The following is a 19,037-nucleotide window of genomic DNA, read 5'->3' as shown; positions in this document are numbered from 1 at the left end:
AATGAAATCACTAGAGCTGTCTGATGCGCGGCGAGGCCGCATGTTGAAAACCTTATCTGTCGCTATCTTTCTGGTGTTCTTTCAAGGATATATGGTGGCGCCCCTATTGCCACATTTAGCCAAGGTATTCAATGTTCCGATTCAAAAGGTTGGACTCATCATTCCTGCGTACTTTCTGGCTTACGGTGCGGTAACGCTGTTTTACGGCCCCTTATCTGATCGTATTGGTCGACTTCCAGTGATCGGCGCATGTCTTTCGGCATTTGCGGTGCTTACGGGAATGACTGCCCTGGCACATTCCCCATCTCAGCTGATCTGGTTTCGACTGTTTGCCGGGTTAAGCGCCGGCGGGATTACACCCATTTCGGTAGGGTTGGTCGGGGATCTGTTTCCGTACCGCGAGCGAGGGCAGGCACTCGGGTTGATCTTTGGAGCGGTGGCGGGTGGCATGGCCTGCGGGTCCACCGCTGGCGCCTTGTTAAATCCGTTGATTGGCTGGAGGGGTCTGTTCCTGCTTGTCAGCATCATCACTGTGTTTGTTTTGGTCTCAGCCGCATCGTTTCGCAATGTTGTCTTCACAACAGCAGCTTCTGCATCACCGAGTGCAGGTAATTTGGCCCGCTCTATCTCCGAACTCTTGAGCTCTGACCGCGGCCGCCGGACGTATATATATGTCGTCCTTTTCGGTTTGTTTCAATCTGGAGTTTACACCTGGCTTGGCCTTCTCTTTTCGGAGCGTTATGGTCTTGGTGACATTGGGATAGGCTGCGCATTATTGGGTTATGGAATCCCAGGGTGGCTCTTCGGCCCAGCGATTGGTCGGGCATCGGACCATTGGGGACGCAATTGGACGATTCCCATGGGGATCGCAATTTCAGGATTAGCGACCGTGGCACTCTCATTCAATGTTTCCGTTCTCCTTGCTGCGCTCATTGTGACGATCATTTCTCTTGGTTGCGATATGACTCAACCTGCTCTCGCCGCAATCGTCACAGATCTCACTCCTAAGCGTGGGCTCGCCATAGGTGTATTTGCCTTTTCGCTGTTCACAGGATTCGGTTTAGGAAGTCTCCTATTTGGTAGCATGCTCGGCTATGGTCTGGGCACGGGCTTCTTTGTATTCGGCCTCGTTGCAGTTATAGGAGCATTCTGTTCCGGATTTCTATTCAAGAACGAGCGGCTCGATGCGACGGAAGGCGTTTAGCCAGAGGATGAGGTGTCATTGGATCGGGTCGTCGTTGGGAGACATCCCTGACGCTTCCTCGCTTTTAAAGCAAGAAATGCAAAGTGAGTCTAGATCAATCGTTATCTCATAAAGATAGGCCTTGCCTAAGGTTCTCGGAGCCGGCGACGAGCCTTTCGAGAGGGAGTCGCACGATGAATGTATTTGCTGAATCAGCTGATGGTTTGAGAAGGGCCTCTTCCTCCGTTATTCAGGGAAACCCAAAGAACATCGCACGATACCAAAGTGAACGCCCGATCGGTGCCCGGGAAACTGCTCAGATCTGGCGTCACGCGAAACGCGATGGACTCGAACTCTTTCGCGGTTCGTATGTAAAGTATAAGGCGGCCCGGCATTACCATACCGTCCCTGCGATTGGCATGGTCGATCAAGGTGCGATGACGTCGTATTATCGGGGTTCAACGCACATCCTTCCCACTGGCACGGTCTTTCTGATCAATCCTGGCGAGATTCATGCGCCGGGACCCGCCAAGGCGCCGGGATGGATCCTGCGGATCTTCTATTTTGAGAAGAAGTTTTACCAAAGTCTCTCATCCAATTTTGGCTACAATCCGCTCCGTTTTTCGCACGTGTTCGTTGAGGATCAAACGCTCAGCGGCCGCCTCTTAACGTTGCATCGGAGCATGGAGGAGGATACGAATGATTCTTTAGAGATCGATTCAGCATTTGTTTCGATCTTCGGTCGGCTGGCTGAACGGTACGCGTGCGATCGTTCGCAATCATCAGCGGTGGCAACCGAAAGAGATAAGATCAATCGAGTAAAGCAGTACATCGAAGCGCATTACATCAAAAACCATACGCTCGAAGAACTGGCAGTCGTCGCGCAATTGAGCACGTATCATCTCTTGCGTACGTTTCAGAAGACAGTTGGACTCACCCCACATGCATATCTCAATCAAATCCGGATTGAATTGGCTATGCAACTCCTGCGGGAAGGGAAGACGATCTCCGAAGCTGCTTTTGATACGGGTTTTACAGATCAGAGCCACTTCACTCGAAATTTCAAGTTGATGATGGGCGTTACCCCCGGACAATTCCACGCACGCGTATCCGGTAGAGGAAATGGTGTTCAAGCCTCGAGCCTTCGACGAGGTTGATAGAGCTGAGCGGAGCCCAAAGGGCTTACGTCGAAAATGCCACGACTTCTTGCATCTCTGCAGAGCGCATAATTGAACGATGGATGCCTTCTGCCCAATACCGATTTCGGTCCGCCGAAGTGGAATATCGGTACCGTTGCTCCCGCAACGATCAGAGGGTGTCCCAGGTGATCTGCCCAGTTCCAAGCTGCTCGTCGAGAAGCATTTCATTGGGAATTTTGAATTGCCAGAGCATGAACACATAGATTTCTGCCTGCACCTTCAAATCGCTGGAAAGGCCAGGTTTGAATGGTGGTGTGATGCGCAGCACGGCACCGAAACGCACGTGCCAGGTACGATCATGCTCTTGCCTCCCGGAACCCGTGATCGTGCTCGGTGGGAAGGAGCGTGCGATCGCTTTGTGGTGTCACTCGATAGGAATTTCTTAAAGCAATTTGCGGAGAACTGGGGCATTCGAGCTTCCGAGAGCTTCCAAACGCGATGGAATCTTCGAGATTTTCATCTCGAATTTCTTTTGAGGGAGATAGGCGAACAGAGCTTGAGCGACTGGAATCTTGGCGGTCTTTACGCAGATTCGCTCAGTATGGCGTTAGCGACTGCTCTTGTGAGTCGCCATATGGTGGATCCCGTCCAACTACCGACTGTCCGACATGGCCTCTCCTTGCGAGCTTTGAAGACGACGTTCGAGTACATGACGGAAAATATGCACCACGATCTACGCCTCTCCGATATAGCTGTTAACAGCGGACTGAGCGTGTTTCACTTCACTCGACTATTTCGAGGAGCCACCGGCCAGTCGCCCCATCAATTTCTCGTAGAACAGCGAATTCGTCGGGCGAAACATCTTCTCAGGCACAGTCGATTCTCCGTCGCTGAGGTGGGAGAAGAGGTTGGATATAGGAACCCTGCACATTTTTCCCGGGCTTTTCGGCAAAGAGAAGGATGCTCACCTCAAGCGTGGCGACTGTCTCACAGATAAGCGAACGACCTCCCGCATTCACTTCAGCGGTAGCAGCGATGGTTGAAGGCAGACATCGATCCGATACATTTTGAAAGCGAAGACAATTTTGACGAGATGTGCTCTAAAACTCTTTTCACCACTCTCAACTTCGATCGTGCCACCTCGCGCGAACATGAAATGAACCTATGCCCGTGTCTGGTGATGGTCTTGCTCGGGAATCCGGAGTTATTTACAGTCTCGAGTGCGACGCATAGCTCCCGCCGAAGCCGTACGGCGGACCAAAAATCCGGATCGTAGCAGTGCTGAACGAGCCAAAAGTATCCCCGAAGTATCACCAGATTTTGGGGGGACGGCACACAAGTCCGCTGAGTTTTTCGGGGATACTTCTGGTGATACTTTGCCCCTGTATTCAGTGCCTCGGTCTGCAACGCCATGCGAAACACCATCGCCTTGCAAGTCTCTGATGTATAAGCCGTTATGCGGTCAACATGCGCCTACTTGCGAGACGCTGCAACTGTGGAAAAAGCTGACTCAAAATCCACCGGACTTCGGTCCGTGGGGGTTCGACCCCCCCTCCCGGCACCAACTATCATATTTAGTTTCAGTGCTTGGGAATCGTAAGCTGAAAATCTCCAGATGGGTTCAGGTACAAAATTAGGTAGAGTGCGCATCCTATTTGTTTTCAATAGTTTGAAGGCCGCTGGCACGCATTCTTTGGCTGCAACCTATCTATAATTATGCTCGTTTACGCTCGATTACGGAATGCGCAGCGGATAAAGTGTCCGCGCGCGCATAGCAACACTCGGTTGTGACGGCGCGATCGCTCAGGAGCGGGGGAAGGAATTGGCTGGTTGATTCCAGGCAGTCAATCAGGTCTAGTTCAGTGGAAAACCGCTCAGTAACCAGCTGCTCTCCGATATGTGCATACCTATGACCAGTGGTTCTTCAATGCGTGTTGTCCTGTTATCTAAAAGTGAGCCTTCACTTCACTAGCGATTCACAGACAAGCCGACTTACCGTTACAGATGAGTCTTGATGAATACATCGAAGGTTTAGTACTCCTGAGTTTTTTCATCGAACATGATGTTCTGTTCACCCTCGAGCTTTGTAATCAGACAACCTCGATTTATTCCTTCCATCCCAAAAGTCTCGCTTCCTCGGAACTGAGGTAGAGAAGATAAAGGAAGCCGTCGGGATTTTCAATGTGGCTGATAACGTTACGGACATCGGAGCCCTGGGAAAGCAGGGGATTAATGGTGTCGATAAGTTCATATTCGTCTGCGAAGACACGCTCCTGGGTCTTCGTGAGAACGCTGCCGCGGGTTTTCCATAGCTGTATGCGAGCGACATAGCGGCAGGCACGATTGCTATCATCCCGCACGCAGTATAGATGGACCAAGTAGCGTCGCATGCGAGGCACTCGATTGCCTTTCTGTGCGGATCGGGTCATCGTCGAACAAAATCGCGGCATCGAGCGTGAGCGATGCGGTTGAGTACCGAGCGGTTATAGCGCTGCGCAAGTATGCAGGGCAGGTTAGCGGCGAGGGCGTAAACGGCCATTACCCAGCGCGCCCACGGCGGATTCCAGATAAAGAAAATGGGGAAACAGCCGAGCATGAACCAGTGCGCGATTTCGGCTCGGCGTGTCTCGATGAGAAATAAAGCGATGCAAGTTGGATTGCGGCTGAGGAGCTTTTTCTTAGCGAATCCTCCAAGCCAAGGTGCGCCATCGGGGAGTAGGTATTTCCATTTTCGAATGGCAAGCCAATCCCGATACACATGTTCATCTTGTTCCCAAGAGCGTGGGGCTGTGAGCCAGGTGTCGCGTACGAAGGCTTGGGTCGGTACGCGGAGAGAGATGAAGCCGATGGCGATGTGGAGGATGGGCCAGCCGAGAACGTTCGCCGCCCACACCAGCGCGATCATACCTCACGCCCGCGCCAGACAGTCTTGCGGCGGAGAGCGCGCCGCGCGGCGGAACGGCCGAATACAGCGCAGTAGTATGCTAGCGGCAGCGGATACAGTAGGCAGGTGAGGAAACGGTAGCTGCCAAGCTGACGTGCGAGCCAGACAAGTTGCAGACTGAGCAACAGATAAACCACGGCCACGCCGATGCGGCCATAGTCACGCGGGACAATCAGGAGAATCGCGGCAGACCAGAGAGCGGAGATCCACATCACTGCTGACGCAAGAACAAGGCTGTCCGAGACTGCGGCTCCGTGGATAAAAGCTTTTGTCCAGCTATCGGACATCTGGCCGAGACCCTCCGGAAACATACGCATATGAAGAGTGCCGCGTCCGCCCAGACAGAGGATGCGCGTCTCTGAGGTGCGGATAAGGTCGGCTAGATTGAGATTCTCCAGGACGGAGCCGCGAACAGCAGAGTGACCGCCAACAGCGAAGTAAGTTTCTTTTGAGATGAGGAGCGACTGGCCAAAGAGTCGCGGCCCAGAGACTAAACCGAATCCACCGGCTCCCCCAGCCATGAGGATATTAAAAAAGAGTGATAGTTGCTCGTATTTGGCGCTCATGGCGTGGTAAGGCAGCAACGATAAGACCAGTCTTGGATCACGTTCGCGGAGCCAGCGAACCACTAGGCGCTCCAGGCCTCGGTCAACAAAGAATGTGTCCGCGTCCAGAAAAAGCAGATGATTGCCGATGGCACGCTGGGCTCCCTGATGACACGCCCAAGCCTTGCCAGTCCAGCCGTCGAGTAGCGGAGCTGAAGTGATAACGGTAGCGCCAAGACCTCGTGCAATAGTCGCAGTCTTGTCCGTAGAGGCATCGTCAACGACAAGAATTTCTGCCGGCCGTACTACGGATGCAGCGATCGATCGCAGAAGACGAGGAAGGTTGTCTTCCTCGTTACGCGCTGGAATGACGATAGAAAGACTGGTTGCACCGTGGGACTGAGCGGACGGGCATGTAGGAACGCGTCGGATGAGGAGGAAGCCGGCGGGAAGCCCGACAGCACAGAGGAGAGCTGGAATGATCATGGCTTTCCTTTGGCGGCTTGCTCGATAATCATCCGAGCGACGTGTTGGCCACCAAGCGTGACCATGGGCATGCCCGCTCCGGGATTGACGCTACCGCCAACGAAGAACAGATTGTGGAACTGACGGCTTTGTTTAGGCGCTTTGAAAGCGAAGTTACTGCGGCGATCGCAGACTACACCATAGATGGAGCCTCGATTGGAGGCATACCGAGTCTCGATGTCAAATGGAGTCCAGAAATCCTCAACGACGATGTGTTGCCGCAGATCGGTGAGGCCCATACGCTCTAGCTTGTCGAGGCAGAGTTCTTTCAGTGCAACGTAATCTTCGCGTGTGTAGGAATGTCTGTCGTTGATTGATGGAATGTGCGGTAGGACTTTAATGTTGTCGCAGCCGGGTGGTGCCTGGGATGGATCGGTGCGGGCAGGGGCGACGACATAGATGGTTGGGTCGTCCGGAAGTTTCTTGTCGCGAAAGACGCGGCGGAAGTGCTCGTGCAGATTATTCGAGTAGAAGAAGTTGTGATGTGCGAGCTGCGGATAGACCTGATCTAGTCCGAGATGAAGAATGATACCAGAGCAGGATGGTTCGAAGCGACGCAGCTTCTTCATGGCGGAAGCGGACGAATGCAACAACCGTTGCATTGCGGGGATAACCTCCATGTTGGAGACGACGTAATCGGCGGGCAAGGTGCGACTCTCTCCCTTAAGGTTGCGGACTTGCACGCCAGTGGCGGTGTTGCCGGAGTACTCGATACGCTGAACCTCATGCTCGAGGCACAACGTGACACCGGTCTCCTCAAGACGTCTGCGGAACGCGTGACCCAGCTGATACAGACCGCCAGCAACATACCAAAGTCCGAAATCCATCTGGATCGTCGGCATCAGGTTCATGAAAGCGGGCGAGTCGAGTGCGCTGGAGCCGACATACTTGATGAAGTATTCGAAGATATCGCGAACATAACAATTGCTCAGGCGCTTATAAATGCTTCCGGTCATTGAGTGCAGATAGTCGAGGTCGCGGGCCTCCTTCCACCCATAAAAGCGGAAGAACTGTACGAGCGTATCGAGACCAAGGCGGAGGTAGCCACGTTCAAGGATTTCATATTGGCGGCGTGAGTATTTGAGGAAGTCCTTGTACTCGCCGAAGACCTGCGGACCGAAACGTTCGAGCTCCGTGCGCATCCTTTCGGGATCTTCCCAAAGGTCGACGACGACTCCGTCTTCAAAGAAATTGCGCCACTGCGGATCGACGCGCTGCAGGGTTATGTAGTCTTCAAGTCGCTTGCCGTCACCTTCGAAGATGGGACGGAATATCTCAGGAAGTGTGAAGATTGAGGGCCCAAGATCGAAGCTGAATCCTTTGGTTTGCAATTGATTGAGCTTGCCACCTACCTGCGCGTTCTTCTCAAGGATCGTGACCTGGAAGCCTCTGCGCGCGAGCATTATGGCAGCGGACATGCCGCCAAGCCCAGCTCCGATGACGATGACACGTTTGTTTCTTTCAGTAGCGGTCATGATACGCGTACCAAGGTGATAATGATGGTTTGAGTAGTGTGTCCAAGGTGGAATGAACACTCATCGAAGTGCGGAGGACCAAAACGCGCAGCTGGTTTGTTCGAGACGCCGACTGGCTCGCGCGGGATACCGATGAGGTTGTGATCCAGCTTGTGGTTGCTGTTAAGGTCTTCGTAAACGGTGACAACATAGATGCCTGGTGGGAGATCGGTATCAATGCGGAGATGCTGGGCGTTAGAGGGGATGGGAAGAAATCCGTGACGGAGTGCCTCATCGCGGTCACCAGGAAATCCGGAGGGTGAAGCAAAGACGAGATAGGCTAACTCGCCGTGTGCCTGCTGCGTGAGATGGACGTCAATGGTGAGATGCGTCTCCGTTTTGGATTGCGCAATGAGGGTGAGAGGAAGTACCGCACTGACCAGGAGAGGCAGGAGCAGACGGCTGAGGCGTCCCAGGAGGCCGGTCGCCCCGTGTCGAAATCTGATTAGGCTGGCAAGCTGGTGCCTGGTGCGGCTATTGAACGGGAACCAATTGATTTCGCGAGTACGGCGATCGCTGGCGACCATGATAGTCTTCATGCGCGAGAAAGAGCGCAGACCTTCGGGGCCGTGATAGCGGCCGTAGCCACTCAGACGATTTCCACCAAATGCAGCATGAGGATTTGCAATGTTACGGATGACGTCATTGATGCTGCAGCTTCCCGCCGAGAGTTGGACCGCGACGCGGCGGGCACGCGCTCGATTGTCGGTCCAGAGGCTGCTGCTGAGCGCGAAGGGGCTCGCGTTAGCAAGTGCAATGGCTTCCGCCTCGTCTCGGAAAGAACCCACACAGACCGCGGGCCCGAAGGATTCTTCGGTAAGGATGCGGGCCTCGGCGGGAACGTCAGTGAGGAGCGTTGGCTGATGCGCGACCGTGGCACGATTTTGCGGCCAATGCAGCGTGGCTCCGCAGGAGAGTGCGTCTTCAACCTGGGCACGAACATCAGATTGCGCGTCCTCAGTCAAGGGGCAGAAGTCTGCGTTTGGATCAGTATTAACGTGAAGCATCGAGATGCGATGCTTTAGGCGGGCAAGAAACTCGTCATAGATGGACGCTTCAACATAGACACGTTTCACTGCAACGCACACGCGTCCTGCATTGGAAAAGGCGCCGTAAGTAATCCCTTCAACAGCTCGGTCTAAATGGCAATCCGCAAAGACCAGGCTTGCATCCTTTCCCCCCAGCTCAAGGGCCATGGGGATGAGGTACTGCGTAGCGCGTTCTGCGACCTGCTGCCCGTGACGGCTGCTGCCGGTGAAGAAGATGAAGTCGGGGCGAGCATCAATGAGGGCTGCGGATTCCTCGGGACTGTTATATAACACCTGCACCAGGTCGGTTGGAAGATTCGCTTTTGCGCATAGACTCGCGATCACAGTCGATGTTTTGGGAGTGCGCTCGGAACACTTGAGAACCACTGCATTGCCTGCAGCGAGCGCAGTGATGAGCGGAATCACCGATAACTGGAAAGGATAATTGGACGGGCCGAAGATTAGAGCCACACCATGAGGTTCGAAAGATGCTTCGAAGCGCGCACCATGGAACAAGAACGAGGGCTTGCCGATTCGATGCGGACGCAATATGCGCTCCGCATGGGACTCGTAGTAGCGGAGGTGCTCCAGAGTGACGAGCACGTCGCCAGAGAGCGCGTCCAGTAGTGGTTTCGAAGTTTCGCGCGCGATGGTATCGGCGATTGATTCGCACTGAAGGGCGATTTCATGGCGCAAATTGCCCAGAATGGTACACCGACGTGAGACGTGGAGTGCGCCCCAGGCGGGCTGCGCCGCACGGGCGTAGGCAAGGATCTGGTTTGAAGTGGGAGCGGTCATACGAGCGTCGGCTCCAGATGCTTCGCGACGGGATATGAGACCTCATATTGCTCGCAGATCAGATTGGCTGAGATACGTGCAGACTCAAAGATTGTGGGCAGTCCGCTGCCGGGATGTGTGCCTCCACCTACCAGGTAACAATTGGAGAACTCTTCAAACCTGTTGTGAGGGCGCAGGAAGAGCATCTGATCCCAGCTGTGTGCCATGTTGAAGGTGGCACCAAGAAATACGGAGTGCTGCTTCTCCCAATCCTCAGGCGTGAGGATCATCTCACGGCGAATATGCGGCGTGACATCACCATACGGCGTACGATCCCGTAGGATGCGGAGCACGTACTCGCGACATTGCTGCTTGTATTCCTGCCAGTTGATGCCACTGGTGTTGTTAGCTACGGGAGCCAGAATGTAGAGCGCGGAGTGGCCAGCGGGTGCGCTGGACGAGTCCGTCTTGCTCGAGTTTCGAATGTAAACCGACATATCTTCTGAGGTCGGGCGACCATGGGAAATGTCTTCGATATTCTTTTTGTAGTTGTTCGCGAAGACGATCGTGTGGTGCTCGACATCGTCATATTCACGATCGAGACCGAGGTACATCATGAACGTCGAACATGAGAACTTGCGCTTGCGGAGGTTCGATGGCTTGTGGCGACGAAGATCCTTCTCATCGAACAGCATGCTCATAGCATGACCGAAGTCGGCGTTGAGTACGACGTCGTCACAGTAGATCTTTTCGCCGCTTGCAAGCTCGACGCCGCAGGCGCGTCGGCCATCAAGAAGAACTCGAGCGACGGGTGTAGAGGTGTGAATCTCAGCGCCCTCTTCGCGGACGACGTCTGCAAAGGCCTGGCTAATTCGGCAAAGGCCACCCATGACGTGATACACGCCGTGGGCGTGCTCCGTGTACGGAATCATGGTGAAGAGACCAGGGCAATCCCAAGGTGACATCCCGAGATATTTCGACTGGAATGTAAACGCGAGGCGCAGCTCTTCTGAGCGAAAATAGTCAGCAAGCACGTTGTGCAGCGAACGTCCTGCGGCAATATGGGGGGCGGCTGCGAGTAGCGTGGGACTGATCAGGCTGGCGAGAGTGCCGTACGGTTGTTGCAGACACGGATAGAGCTTTCCAAACCGAAGACTCTCGCGCTTCAGGAAGCGGTCGAAGCCAGTGCCTTCGCCAGGGAAATGCTTTTCAATCTCCGCCTTCATAGCGTCCGGTTTAGAGCGCACAAGCATTGTCTTGTCCGGGAAATTGAGCGAGTACATCGGATCGAGCCGATGGAATTGCAGGTAGTCGCACGAGCGGCGGCCTCCTTCAGCAAAGAGCTCATCGAGCAAAAACTTCATCATCAGGAACGTCGGCCCCAGGTCGAAGCTATACTCCCCAAGGCGGAGTTCTGCATTGCGGCCACCGATGACATCCTGCTTTTCGAAGACTTGAACCCGTAAGCCCCGCTGCGCAAGAAGCATCGCAGTGGCGAGTCCGCCAGGTCCGGCTCCCACGATTGCGATGTGTTTTTTTCTACCGCTTGGATCAAAGCCCATACCCCAACAATAGGGTCCCCCGGCAAGGTTACGGCGCGAGTTGAGCTCTCAGAATGGAATCATTTGCTTCACAAGCAAAGAAGTCAGCTTTGATTGCTGATCCGTAAACATATCCAATTTCGCATGCGCAGCATGCTCTCCTACACGGAAGATGCCGTAGTGATCACAACTGCGGTGCACGGCGTTTTGACCAGGCTTCGATAGGCATGTTTCTGTAACGAATCGAAGTAGACAGAATCTCCGGCTGAGAGCTGGAATCTTTCCACACCGATAGTCATCTCCAGTTCCCCCTCGATGAGGTACACCAACTCTACACCTGGATGAAAATGCAGTGTGAGTTTCTGCTCAGGCAATGAATGGAAGTGTGCCAGAAAGCCATTCAGCTTTCGTTCGTTAGCACGGAAGTCCAGGCTTTCGAAGGACCACGAGGTGGAAGTTGATTTGGGATCGGATGGGAATACCTTGCGCTCGTCGCGCCGTGAGATGGCCACAACGTGACGCTTCCGCGGATCAGTGAAGAAGTAATCGAGTCCAACGCCGAAGACCAACGCAATACGCGTAAGGGTTGGCAAAGTCGGAACAAGTCGGCCATTCTCGAGGCGCGACAACATGGCAGGTGAAAATCCGGAGTGTTCGGCGAGCTGCGCTAGCCCCATGCTCCGGCGCAAGCGCAAGGTGCGCAGCTTGTCGGCAATCGCGTAAGGCCGAATCGCCTCTTCCACGGTAGTACCGTCGGTAGCGTTTGAATTGTCGTTCTTCTTTTTCAGGAAGTTAGACACCTTTTTCATATAACGCCGGATAGTTAAACTGCATTAGGATTTTATTGACAGTCAATTATTTTTGCTTCATTGTCAAGAATGTCCTAGATCTGCAGTAACTTGAACTTCCGGTTCCGGTGCGGTTCCGTCTCCCCACTTGGAGATCAACAGTCTCTCGCTCCAGTCGATGGAGCGCCTGATATAACGAGCCATGCCCCAATGAGGGCCATCTGACTGTGCCGCGAGCGCTAGGCAACGTGCCCTCTCATAGGGGAGCAAACGCATGGGGTTGGGCGCCGTTTGAACGGCTGCATCCACCTTTTACTCGGCGATATAGATCTTCATTGCCTGACTCAGTCACGAATCCACCTCATCGGCACTAGTTCATCACTCCAATCAACGAGACGCTGAAGTCGATACTGGCCAATTTTTCTGCAGCGTATTGACGATACTCACCTGCGACACCCGCGACTCTTCCACCATCTGCGCTGCGGTATACCCCTGCTGGCGGCGGCTAAACCATGGTCTGTTGCGGAGTTTCAGGACGAGAACGGCAAAATCTCGGGGACCTTCCTTGGTCAATCGCTTATGGGAACACTCACCAGAGACAAGGTCGTGCTCCACTCGCGCCAGCAGGCGCTCCGGGTCAAATCACCATCGCGGGTGATGGATTCCAGGGACGCGAGATCATGCCCTCCGGGCCTCAAGATCCTCATCCGTTCGTTCTGACATTCGTAGGGACGCGTGTTCCCTCACGACCTCAGCGACCGCCCATGACACACAACTTCAAATCCACCGCGTTCTATCGCAGTCTCTCAGCCTTCAACCCTGTTGCACTGCATATTGCTCCAGGCGATTCGATGCAGGCTGGCCTAAGGAGACCGTCGCCCACAGCGCGCCAACGGCTTCGAAGGCGAAGGCGCGTGCCGCGAGGAGACGCGTCTTTGCCCAGACGACTTGAGTCTTCACCTGAATCGGGTAAAGATGATGGGGGATCGCTTGCAGGGAAACTTCTGGATCACGCAGATCCCTTCCATGTAGTTGTTGTGTGCGTGAGTATATGGTGTGCGTCCTGATAAATTGTGAATTTCATGGAGTAACTCTTCTGGGACGCTTGCCAACCAGACCGTCTGAGATGTGGCTGCCGCAACTCGTCTGATTCGGATGAGATAGTTAACTGGACCGAGGTTGAGGTGCTCCCAGGTCGCCTGTCCAGGCCGCGTATTATCAAGTTCTCTGTTCAAGAGCACAGGATTATGGTCAGTTGTCAGGACGAAAGATTCCCCTATGGCTTTGGGATTGAAACCTTCGTCAGCGTATTCGATCAGCATGTTTAACCATTGCGAGTCCCTCTCTTAAACAAATGTGCGCATCGTCTTCTGATGACACAGTAGGCTCTTGTAAAGGCATATGCTATGGCCTAGCTCATAGCGTGCCGATATTGTTTTCGCAGGGCTCTTTTCTTGCTGAAGTTCCGTTATTCGATGACGGACACTATCTCATCGCGTACTACCATTGCGAGAATATGCGGCGAAGCAGCAACCGGAGTTCACCACAATGCGATACTTAGCCTTAGCTACGGACTACGACGGCACGCTGGCTACCGATGGGCAATTGTCGGACGAAGCTGTTGGGGCGGTCAAACGTCTGAGGGCTTCAGGACGACGAGTCATTCTCGTGACCGGGAGACGGCTTGTTGAGTTGCTTGAGGTCTTGCCGCAGATTGATGTGTTTGACTGTGTCGTAGCAGAGAACGGCGCGGTTATTTATATGTCTCAAAAACGCGAGAAGAGACCTTGCTTTGCCGACCATTACCTGCTGCCTTTGTCGAACGCCTTCGAAATCTTGGGGTGGAGCCGATTGAGGTTGGCCGGGTTGTAGTTGCCACATGGATACCTCATCAAAACGCTGTTCTTCAAGCCATTCAGGAATCCGGATTGGAACTACTCATCGTTTTCAATAAGAATGCCGTGATGGTACTTCCAACGGGGGTCAATAAAGCCACTGGACTCAGTGTCGCCCTGCGACGGTTTGGGCTTTCGTTTCATGAAGCCGTCAGCATTGGAGACGGAGAGAACGACCAGTCTTTTCTAGAGCGTTGCGAGTGTTCCGTAGCGGTTGCCAATGCGGTACCTTCCATCCTTGCGTCCGCCGACTTGATTACGAAACGAGAGGCCGGCGACGGTCTGGCAGAGTTAGTGAATGAGTTAATCGCCGACGATTTCATCCGAATGCAAGGAAACCTTCGTCGTAATCTCATCTCCATCGGTTTTCTGGAGGGAGGCGGCGAGGTCAAAGTGTCTCCCTATGGAGCCAATATTCTTATTGCTGGACCTTCTGGAAGCGGTAAGTCCACGATCACAGCAGGTATCGTCGAACGCCTGATTGAGCAGACCTATCAGGTTTGTATTATCGATCCGGAAGGGGACTATGGGCTTACCCGTGATGTTATCCATCTAGGCGATTCAAACCGCGCAATCAGCATCCATGAAGTGTTGAGCATACTCGAAGATCCTAAGATGAACGTCAGTCTCAATCTTCTCAGTATTCAACTTGCGGACCGGCCTGGGTTCTTCGGGCAACTTTTCCCGAGCCTTCGAACGTTGCGTACGAGAACGGGTCGACCGCACTGGATGGTCTTCGATGAAGCTCATCACCTTTTTCCCTTGGATTGGGGGCATCTACCGGAGGTATTGCCGCAAAAACTAGGCGAGACGATACTCGTGACCGTTCAACCAGATCATTTGCCAGCCGCGGTCCTGGCGATGATGGACGTAGTCATTGCAGTGGGGCGGTCCCCAGAGACAACCATGAAGAGCTTCAGCAATAGTACCGGTTGTCCTCTGCTCTGGCCCCAGGGTCTGTCTCATAAGGCGGGGCAGGCTATTGTTTGGTTCCCTGGGGCGGGAAAGCCTCCATCCCCGATGACCATCATGCAGCCCAGAGGAGATCGCATCCGTCATCGCTGGAAATACGCTGAAGGCAACATGCGCTACCACAGCTTTTATTTTCGCGGACCGGCGAACCGTCACAATCTCAAGGCCCACAATCTTGCTATTTTCTCGCAGATCGCTGAAGGTATCGACGCCGAAACGTGGCTATTCCATCTGCGCCGTCAAGACTACTCCAAGTGGTTTCGTGGAGCAGTAAAAGATCCTTACCTGGCAAACCAAGCAGCTCGCATCGAACTTCAATTTCCTCAAGATTCCCGGGAGTCTCGAAAGCTCATACGTGCCCTCATCGATGCGCGATATACGCTTCCAGTATAGGCCCCGCCTTCACAGTTATGCGACCTACAAAGGCGAAAAAATCCGGTCGCGGCAAATGCTTATCTGAAGAGCATCGGTTCCGCAGGCCTTCGACACTAACACGTATCAGCTTCATGGATTTTACTCACGTGATACCACTAGCAAGTTAAGGTTAAGGCTTAAGAGTCTAGAGTCAGCGGTCTCGCAGACTAAACGCCTCATCGCAGAGAGGGCACAAATGATAGCTGTCTTCCATGCCCACCAGCGTCCCTCAATGTGTGAAGAATTCGCGTACGCGCGTTGGCCTCAACTGGCGCGATCAGGGCTTGGCACTCATAGAGGCCGGACGGGACATCGCACCCTGATCTCCAAAAGGAGTTGTCGTAGCGGGCCTGACAAGTGTTTATCTTCTTCGCTCCGATTCGCATCGATGCCGTTCGGGCCCCGGAAGAACTCCCAGCGGTGATCACCTCCCTCGGCGCGAATCAGACACTCAGCATCGGCGTCGTCAACGGCCGCAATATCTGGCTCACGAACTTCGCTGCTACTCAACATCTCATCGAACAGGCGGTGAAAGCACTTGGCTCAGGCCGTGTCATTGTTTCGCCATCCTGCTCGCTGTTGCATACTCCGCACCATCTGAATGCAGAAAATAAGCTCGATCCGCGCATTAAGAGCTGGCTCCGATTTTCGGCAGAAAAGCTCTCCGAGCTTGTCATCCTTGCCTCAACCGATGCTCAAGCCGCAAGAACAAATGCTGCTACCGTTGCTGACCGTGAGTCAGCCGAGAGCAGCACAAACAAATCCGTCCGCGAGCGTCTTGCAGCACTCGCCGAAAAGGACTTTGATCGCGCCAGCCCGTACCCAAAGCGTGCCGAGGTGCAGCGCGCAAAACTGAACCTTCCGCTGCCTACGACGACCATCGGTTTGTTCCCGCAAACGACAGAGGCTCGCCAGAAACGCGCCGCCTTCAAACACGGACTCATCGACCGTCAGCAGTACGAAGACTTCCTCCGCAAAGCCACCGAGGAGTGTATCTACGAGCAGGAGCGCATCGGCCTCAACGTACTTGTACACGGAGAGTTCGAGCGCAACGACATGGTCGAATATTTTGCCGAGTTTCTTCAGGGCTTTGCTTTCACTGAGAACGGCTGGGTACAAAGTTACGGTTCACGGTGCGTCAAGCCGCCGGTCATTTATGGTGATGTCTGGCGAACGAAGCCGATGACGGTCGACTGGTCGAGCTATACGCGTTCACTCACAAAGAAGCCGATGAAGGGCATGCCAGACGCCTTGCTGCCACGCGATAGCATGGTTCGCCGAAAACAGACCGAACAGCTTCGTTCACGGCTTCCGACATGGATGAGGTCATCGGTTAGATCCAGATCAGGTCCACCAATAAACCCTATTAAAATTGAGCTCCTTACGGCAGGTCCTCCAAAGTCTGCCTCAGACGGTTTGGCGCCAACTGAAGTAAAACCTGTCGCCAATGGATAAACAATCGCAACACCTTTCGCAACACGAAATACTGGGATTTAGCTTCAGGCACATTCGCTTGCCCAAACGTTCGTTTGCGCAACGTGGAATTTTGCGGCTTCCCTTCTCAAGATCGAGCGATGAGAAAGGGGAGCACAACCAAACATAAGCTCAATTGGTGGTTAGCTGGCCTCGGGGAACCTGGTGTCGTTTTTTAGTTCCTCTATCTGCATGATATGTCGTGCAGTGTGAAGCCCCGCTGCGATAATCCAGCAATATCCATCCCAATCTGAAAAGGAATAGAGCGGGTTGAGTACGATGCGTCCACGAAGGTAGGGAGACTCTTCAAGGAGTTCTTGTGTCCTCGCTCGAGCGAGGAGAAATTGCTCTATTGCTTCAATCGGTTTCCAGCGACCTGTGGGATGTCCTGGTACAGGCGACTCGAGCTTCCTTGATCGATCCGGAACTGCTCCAAGGAGAAACTGTTCTATTTCCCGGGGATCATGATCTGACTTGTCTGGGGCCAGATCTTTCATGCTACTGATTACGTGATGAGTATAGGTTTCGAAGATGACCAGATGCTCGAGGATATCCAAAATGGACCATGTTTGCGTTGAGAGTTTGAAATTCATTGCGCGTCCGTAAGGTTATTTACGTGCCGTTCTAAAGCATCACGAGTTTCTGTCAAGAACTTCATCGCGATAAATTGTTGCTCGATGCTTAATTGGTTGCGTTCTTGAGGATGGGGGTTTCCACGGATCTATACTCCTGTCATTGATCATTATTTATGCGGTTGTACTTCTCTCAGACGACCTAGCGCTTTAGGAAAGTGGACACGTTCGCAAGCGAGCGATACGCGTCCACCGACAACCCTAGTAATTCACCAATCTTCGTTGGTCATTGCATCTGAAGCAGACCTGGTGCGATCTAGTCATTTCATTGTTTCCTTAGGGGGCTATGGCGCATAGGGACGACCACTGGGAAGTACCGATCAGGCGATGCGTGCAAGTTTTTTCGCCGTCGCAACCACGGCTACATTTCTCGGCGATATTCCTTCGAGGCAGTCGCGCCAGCTTCCGACGCTGTGGTCTTACGGACGGCCGTAACCTGCAGGTATTCGCTGTGAATCTGCGTACGCACGGTGGGATTATCTGCCACGTTGAACTCCGTGAACAGCGATACCAGATCCGCTGTCATCGCAGCCCCACCGGCCGCGTCCAGCCGGCTAAACCCCATCTGAGTCGGGCCAAAGTATTTGCGAAAAATTTCGACCGTTTCAGCTGGGCTCATTGGATTATCAAAGACGAATGGAATCATTTCCGTCTTGATCTCTGTAAAGTAAGGTGCAAGTCTTTTCCAAACCACTGCCGCATCGCCCCACAACACCGGAGCTACGAGCCCAGACGGTTGCGGCGTGTGCTTGCTGCTAATCCGGGACGTCTTTCCTGCAATACTCTCCGGACTCCAATTTGCCATCGCCAGCACCCCACCAGGTTTCAACACGCGCGCTAGTTCCGCAGCCGCTACCTCCGGTCGCGGAGCGAACATCGCACCGAACATCGTCACCACAGCGTCAAAAGCTCCGTCCGCGTAAGGCATCTGCTCGACATCGCCTTCGTCAAACTGCACCGTCAGACCTTCGGCAGCAGCACGCTCGCGCGCCTGCGCCAAAAGGTTCGGAGCAATGTCCAGACCCGTTATCACAGCGCCACCCTGCGCCAGCGGGATGGCCAAATTTCCCGTGCCAGTCGCCACATCAAGCACCCGTGCACCCGCCGGCAGAGCCAAACGTCTTACAAACTCTTCCGCAGCAGACGAATTTAATTTCGCAATAACCCCAAAATCGCCGGCCATCCACGTGGCCCGCATCGAATCCTTGATCTTCTCAAGAGGAACAGCAATGTTGCTCATAATTGCATCCCATCCCAGCACAATCGGCGCCCGTCAATCGACCGCACACAGGTGCTATTTCCAACGTTCTTTTGCCCCACGTCTATAAGACCCTTCAGTCGACGATTTATTCCTAAGTCAACATGCAAACGTAGGATTCTTGACGTTTGGTTTAGGGACCTCTATCCGAGCGTGTGTATCGAAAGGACTTGGTGGGTATCGGATCGAGAGGATATAAGTACTGTTCGATGCCGGTTTACATCCGACACTTCTGAAATGGCTGACCGTTGGGTCGTCATTGGATCGTTCTGGCAACCTTGGGGCGCGCCTCTGGAAGCACCACTTCGGAAGCGTTTTAGAGTATTCCGAGGAGCTTGGCTTTTCTGAGGTCGCAAGCCCTTCAAAGGCGGGAGATGAGCAGGGTAATCAGTTCAAGTCTGACGCAGAT

The 19,037-nt window shown here is 53.7% G+C and carries 18 protein-coding genes; 6 read left to right on the top strand and 12 right to left on the bottom strand.

Going from position 1 to position 19,037, the window contains the following annotated elements:
• Nucleotide 1: 1 nt before the first annotated feature.
• Nucleotides 2-1,204, top strand: coding sequence for an MFS transporter (locus AC5S26_RS22155; RefSeq protein ID WP_494187111.1), 1,203 nt, complete (start codon nucleotides 2-4; stop codon nucleotides 1,202-1,204).
• A 173-nt stretch (nucleotides 1,205-1,377) separates the two neighbouring features.
• Nucleotides 1,378-2,340, top strand: coding sequence for an AraC family ligand binding domain-containing protein (locus AC5S26_RS22150; RefSeq protein ID WP_494187110.1), 963 nt, complete (start codon nucleotides 1,378-1,380; stop codon nucleotides 2,338-2,340).
• Nucleotides 2,341-2,491: 151 nt separating this feature from the next.
• Here AC5S26_RS22150 and AC5S26_RS22145 read toward each other — a convergent pair whose 3' ends face one another.
• Complete coding sequence (locus tag AC5S26_RS22145) at nucleotides 2,492-2,665, bottom strand: hypothetical protein (RefSeq protein WP_494187109.1); 174 nt, start codon at nucleotides 2,663-2,665, stop codon at nucleotides 2,492-2,494.
• Between the two features lie 15 nt (nucleotides 2,666-2,680).
• Between AC5S26_RS22145 and AC5S26_RS22140 the strand changes: the two genes are divergently transcribed.
• On the top strand, nucleotides 2,681-3,319 hold the full coding sequence (locus AC5S26_RS22140; protein WP_494187177.1) for an AraC family transcriptional regulator: 639 nt from the start codon (nucleotides 2,681-2,683) through the stop codon (nucleotides 3,317-3,319).
• A gap of 1,108 nt (nucleotides 3,320-4,427) precedes the next feature.
• Here AC5S26_RS22140 and AC5S26_RS22135 read toward each other — a convergent pair.
• The 9 genes from AC5S26_RS22135 to AC5S26_RS22095 all read right to left on the bottom strand — a co-directional run bounded on the left by AC5S26_RS22135 (nucleotide 4,428) and on the right by AC5S26_RS22095 (nucleotide 13,306).
• Complete coding sequence (locus tag AC5S26_RS22135) at nucleotides 4,428-4,712, bottom strand: hypothetical protein (RefSeq protein WP_494187108.1); 285 nt, start codon at nucleotides 4,710-4,712, stop codon at nucleotides 4,428-4,430.
• A gap of 35 nt (nucleotides 4,713-4,747) precedes the next feature.
• A complete protein-coding gene (locus AC5S26_RS22130) occupies nucleotides 4,748-5,227 on the bottom strand; it encodes a glycosyl-4,4'-diaponeurosporenoate acyltransferase CrtO family protein (RefSeq protein ID WP_494187107.1) in 480 nt (159 codons plus the stop codon).
• Nucleotides 5,224-6,297 carry a glycosyltransferase gene (locus AC5S26_RS22125; protein WP_494187106.1) on the bottom strand — a complete coding sequence of 358 codons (1,074 nt, stop codon included), beginning with the start codon at nucleotides 6,295-6,297 and terminating at the stop codon, nucleotides 5,224-5,226. Before AC5S26_RS22125 ends, AC5S26_RS22130 begins: the two co-directional genes overlap by 4 nt.
• On the bottom strand, nucleotides 6,294-7,811 hold the full coding sequence (locus AC5S26_RS22120; RefSeq protein WP_494187105.1) for a phytoene desaturase family protein: 1,518 nt from the start codon (nucleotides 7,809-7,811) through the stop codon (nucleotides 6,294-6,296). Before AC5S26_RS22120 ends, AC5S26_RS22125 begins: the two co-directional genes overlap by 4 nt.
• Nucleotides 7,808-9,676: an aldehyde dehydrogenase family protein gene (locus AC5S26_RS22115; RefSeq protein WP_494187104.1), complete on the bottom strand. Its 1,869-nt coding sequence runs from the start codon at nucleotides 9,674-9,676 to the stop codon at nucleotides 7,808-7,810. The genes AC5S26_RS22120 and AC5S26_RS22115 overlap by 4 nt, the downstream gene beginning before the upstream one ends.
• Complete coding sequence (locus AC5S26_RS22110) at nucleotides 9,673-11,217, bottom strand: phytoene desaturase family protein (protein WP_494187103.1); 1,545 nt, start codon at nucleotides 11,215-11,217, stop codon at nucleotides 9,673-9,675. The genes AC5S26_RS22115 and AC5S26_RS22110 overlap by 4 nt, the downstream gene beginning before the upstream one ends.
• A 140-nt stretch (nucleotides 11,218-11,357) precedes the next feature.
• Nucleotides 11,358-12,005, bottom strand: a complete 648-nt coding sequence (locus AC5S26_RS22105) for a helix-turn-helix domain-containing protein (protein WP_494187102.1) — start codon at nucleotides 12,003-12,005, stop codon at nucleotides 11,358-11,360.
• A gap of 792 nt (nucleotides 12,006-12,797) precedes the next feature.
• Nucleotides 12,798-12,944 (bottom strand): hypothetical protein, encoded by a 147-nt coding sequence (locus AC5S26_RS22100; RefSeq protein ID WP_494187101.1) that lies wholly within the window; start codon nucleotides 12,942-12,944, stop codon nucleotides 12,798-12,800.
• Nucleotides 12,941-13,306: a DUF2249 domain-containing protein gene (locus AC5S26_RS22095; protein ID WP_494187100.1), complete on the bottom strand. Its 366-nt coding sequence runs from the start codon at nucleotides 13,304-13,306 to the stop codon at nucleotides 12,941-12,943. The genes AC5S26_RS22100 and AC5S26_RS22095 overlap by 4 nt, the downstream gene beginning before the upstream one ends.
• A 226-nt stretch (nucleotides 13,307-13,532) precedes the next feature.
• Between AC5S26_RS22095 and AC5S26_RS22090 the strand changes: the two genes are divergently transcribed.
• From AC5S26_RS22090 to AC5S26_RS22080, 3 genes are all read left to right on the top strand, one after another.
• Nucleotides 13,533-13,856, top strand: a complete 324-nt coding sequence (locus AC5S26_RS22090; protein WP_494187099.1) for an HAD family hydrolase — start codon at nucleotides 13,533-13,535, stop codon at nucleotides 13,854-13,856.
• Nucleotides 13,826-15,244: an HAD hydrolase family protein gene (locus AC5S26_RS22085; RefSeq protein ID WP_494187098.1), complete on the top strand. Its 1,419-nt coding sequence runs from the start codon at nucleotides 13,826-13,828 to the stop codon at nucleotides 15,242-15,244. The genes AC5S26_RS22090 and AC5S26_RS22085 overlap by 31 nt, the downstream gene beginning before the upstream one ends.
• Before the next feature lie 378 nt (nucleotides 15,245-15,622).
• Nucleotides 15,623-16,720 carry a hypothetical protein gene (locus AC5S26_RS22080; RefSeq protein ID WP_494187097.1) on the top strand — a complete coding sequence of 366 codons (1,098 nt, stop codon included), beginning with the start codon at nucleotides 15,623-15,625 and terminating at the stop codon, nucleotides 16,718-16,720.
• A 161-nt stretch (nucleotides 16,721-16,881) separates the two neighbouring features.
• On the opposite strand, the gene AC5S26_RS22075 is transcribed toward AC5S26_RS22080, so the two are convergent.
• Nucleotides 16,882-17,331, bottom strand: coding sequence for a hypothetical protein (locus AC5S26_RS22075; RefSeq protein ID WP_494187096.1), 450 nt, complete (start codon nucleotides 17,329-17,331; stop codon nucleotides 16,882-16,884).
• 400 nt (nucleotides 17,332-17,731) lie between these two features.
• Complete coding sequence (locus AC5S26_RS22070) at nucleotides 17,732-18,610, bottom strand: class I SAM-dependent methyltransferase (RefSeq protein ID WP_494187095.1); 879 nt, start codon at nucleotides 18,608-18,610, stop codon at nucleotides 17,732-17,734.
• Nucleotides 18,611-19,037 lie beyond the last annotated feature (427 nt).

It is taken from the genome of Edaphobacter sp. FHG110511_03, assembly GCF_059115365.1.
The sequence above is the reverse complement of the archived record's forward strand: the minus strand, read 5'-3'. Positions and strand labels throughout refer to the sequence as shown.

Bases quoted from the DNA above. Each gene is read 5' to 3' on its own strand.
- AC5S26_RS22155 (WP_494187111.1), top strand. From the start codon at position 2: ATGAAATCACTAGAGCTGTCTGATGCGCGGCGAGGCCGCATGTTGAAA.
- AC5S26_RS22150 (WP_494187110.1), top strand. From the start codon at position 1,378: ATGAATGTATTTGCTGAATCAGCTGATGGTTTGAGAAGGGCCTCTTCC.
- AC5S26_RS22140 (WP_494187177.1), top strand. From the start codon at position 2,681: ATGCTCTTGCCTCCCGGAACCCGTGATCGTGCTCGGTGGGAAGGAGCG.
- AC5S26_RS22135 (WP_494187108.1), bottom strand. From the start codon at position 4,712: ATGCGACGCTACTTGGTCCATCTATACTGCGTGCGGGATGATAGCAAT.
- AC5S26_RS22130 (WP_494187107.1), bottom strand. From the start codon at position 5,227: ATGATCGCGCTGGTGTGGGCGGCGAACGTTCTCGGCTGGCCCATCCTC.
- AC5S26_RS22125 (WP_494187106.1), bottom strand. From the start codon at position 6,297: ATGATCATTCCAGCTCTCCTCTGTGCTGTCGGGCTTCCCGCCGGCTTC.
- AC5S26_RS22120 (WP_494187105.1), bottom strand. From the start codon at position 7,811: ATGACCGCTACTGAAAGAAACAAACGTGTCATCGTCATCGGAGCTGGG.
- AC5S26_RS22115 (WP_494187104.1), bottom strand. From the start codon at position 9,676: ATGACCGCTCCCACTTCAAACCAGATCCTTGCCTACGCCCGTGCGGCG.
- AC5S26_RS22110 (WP_494187103.1), bottom strand. From the start codon at position 11,217: ATGGGCTTTGATCCAAGCGGTAGAAAAAAACACATCGCAATCGTGGGA.
- AC5S26_RS22105 (WP_494187102.1), bottom strand. From the start codon at position 12,005: ATGAAAAAGGTGTCTAACTTCCTGAAAAAGAAGAACGACAATTCAAAC.
- AC5S26_RS22095 (WP_494187100.1), bottom strand. From the start codon at position 13,306: ATGCTGATCGAATACGCTGACGAAGGTTTCAATCCCAAAGCCATAGGG.
- AC5S26_RS22090 (WP_494187099.1), top strand. From the start codon at position 13,533: ATGCGATACTTAGCCTTAGCTACGGACTACGACGGCACGCTGGCTACC.
- AC5S26_RS22075 (WP_494187096.1), bottom strand. From the start codon at position 17,331: ATGAATTTCAAACTCTCAACGCAAACATGGTCCATTTTGGATATCCTC.
- AC5S26_RS22070 (WP_494187095.1), bottom strand. From the start codon at position 18,610: ATGAGCAACATTGCTGTTCCTCTTGAGAAGATCAAGGATTCGATGCGG.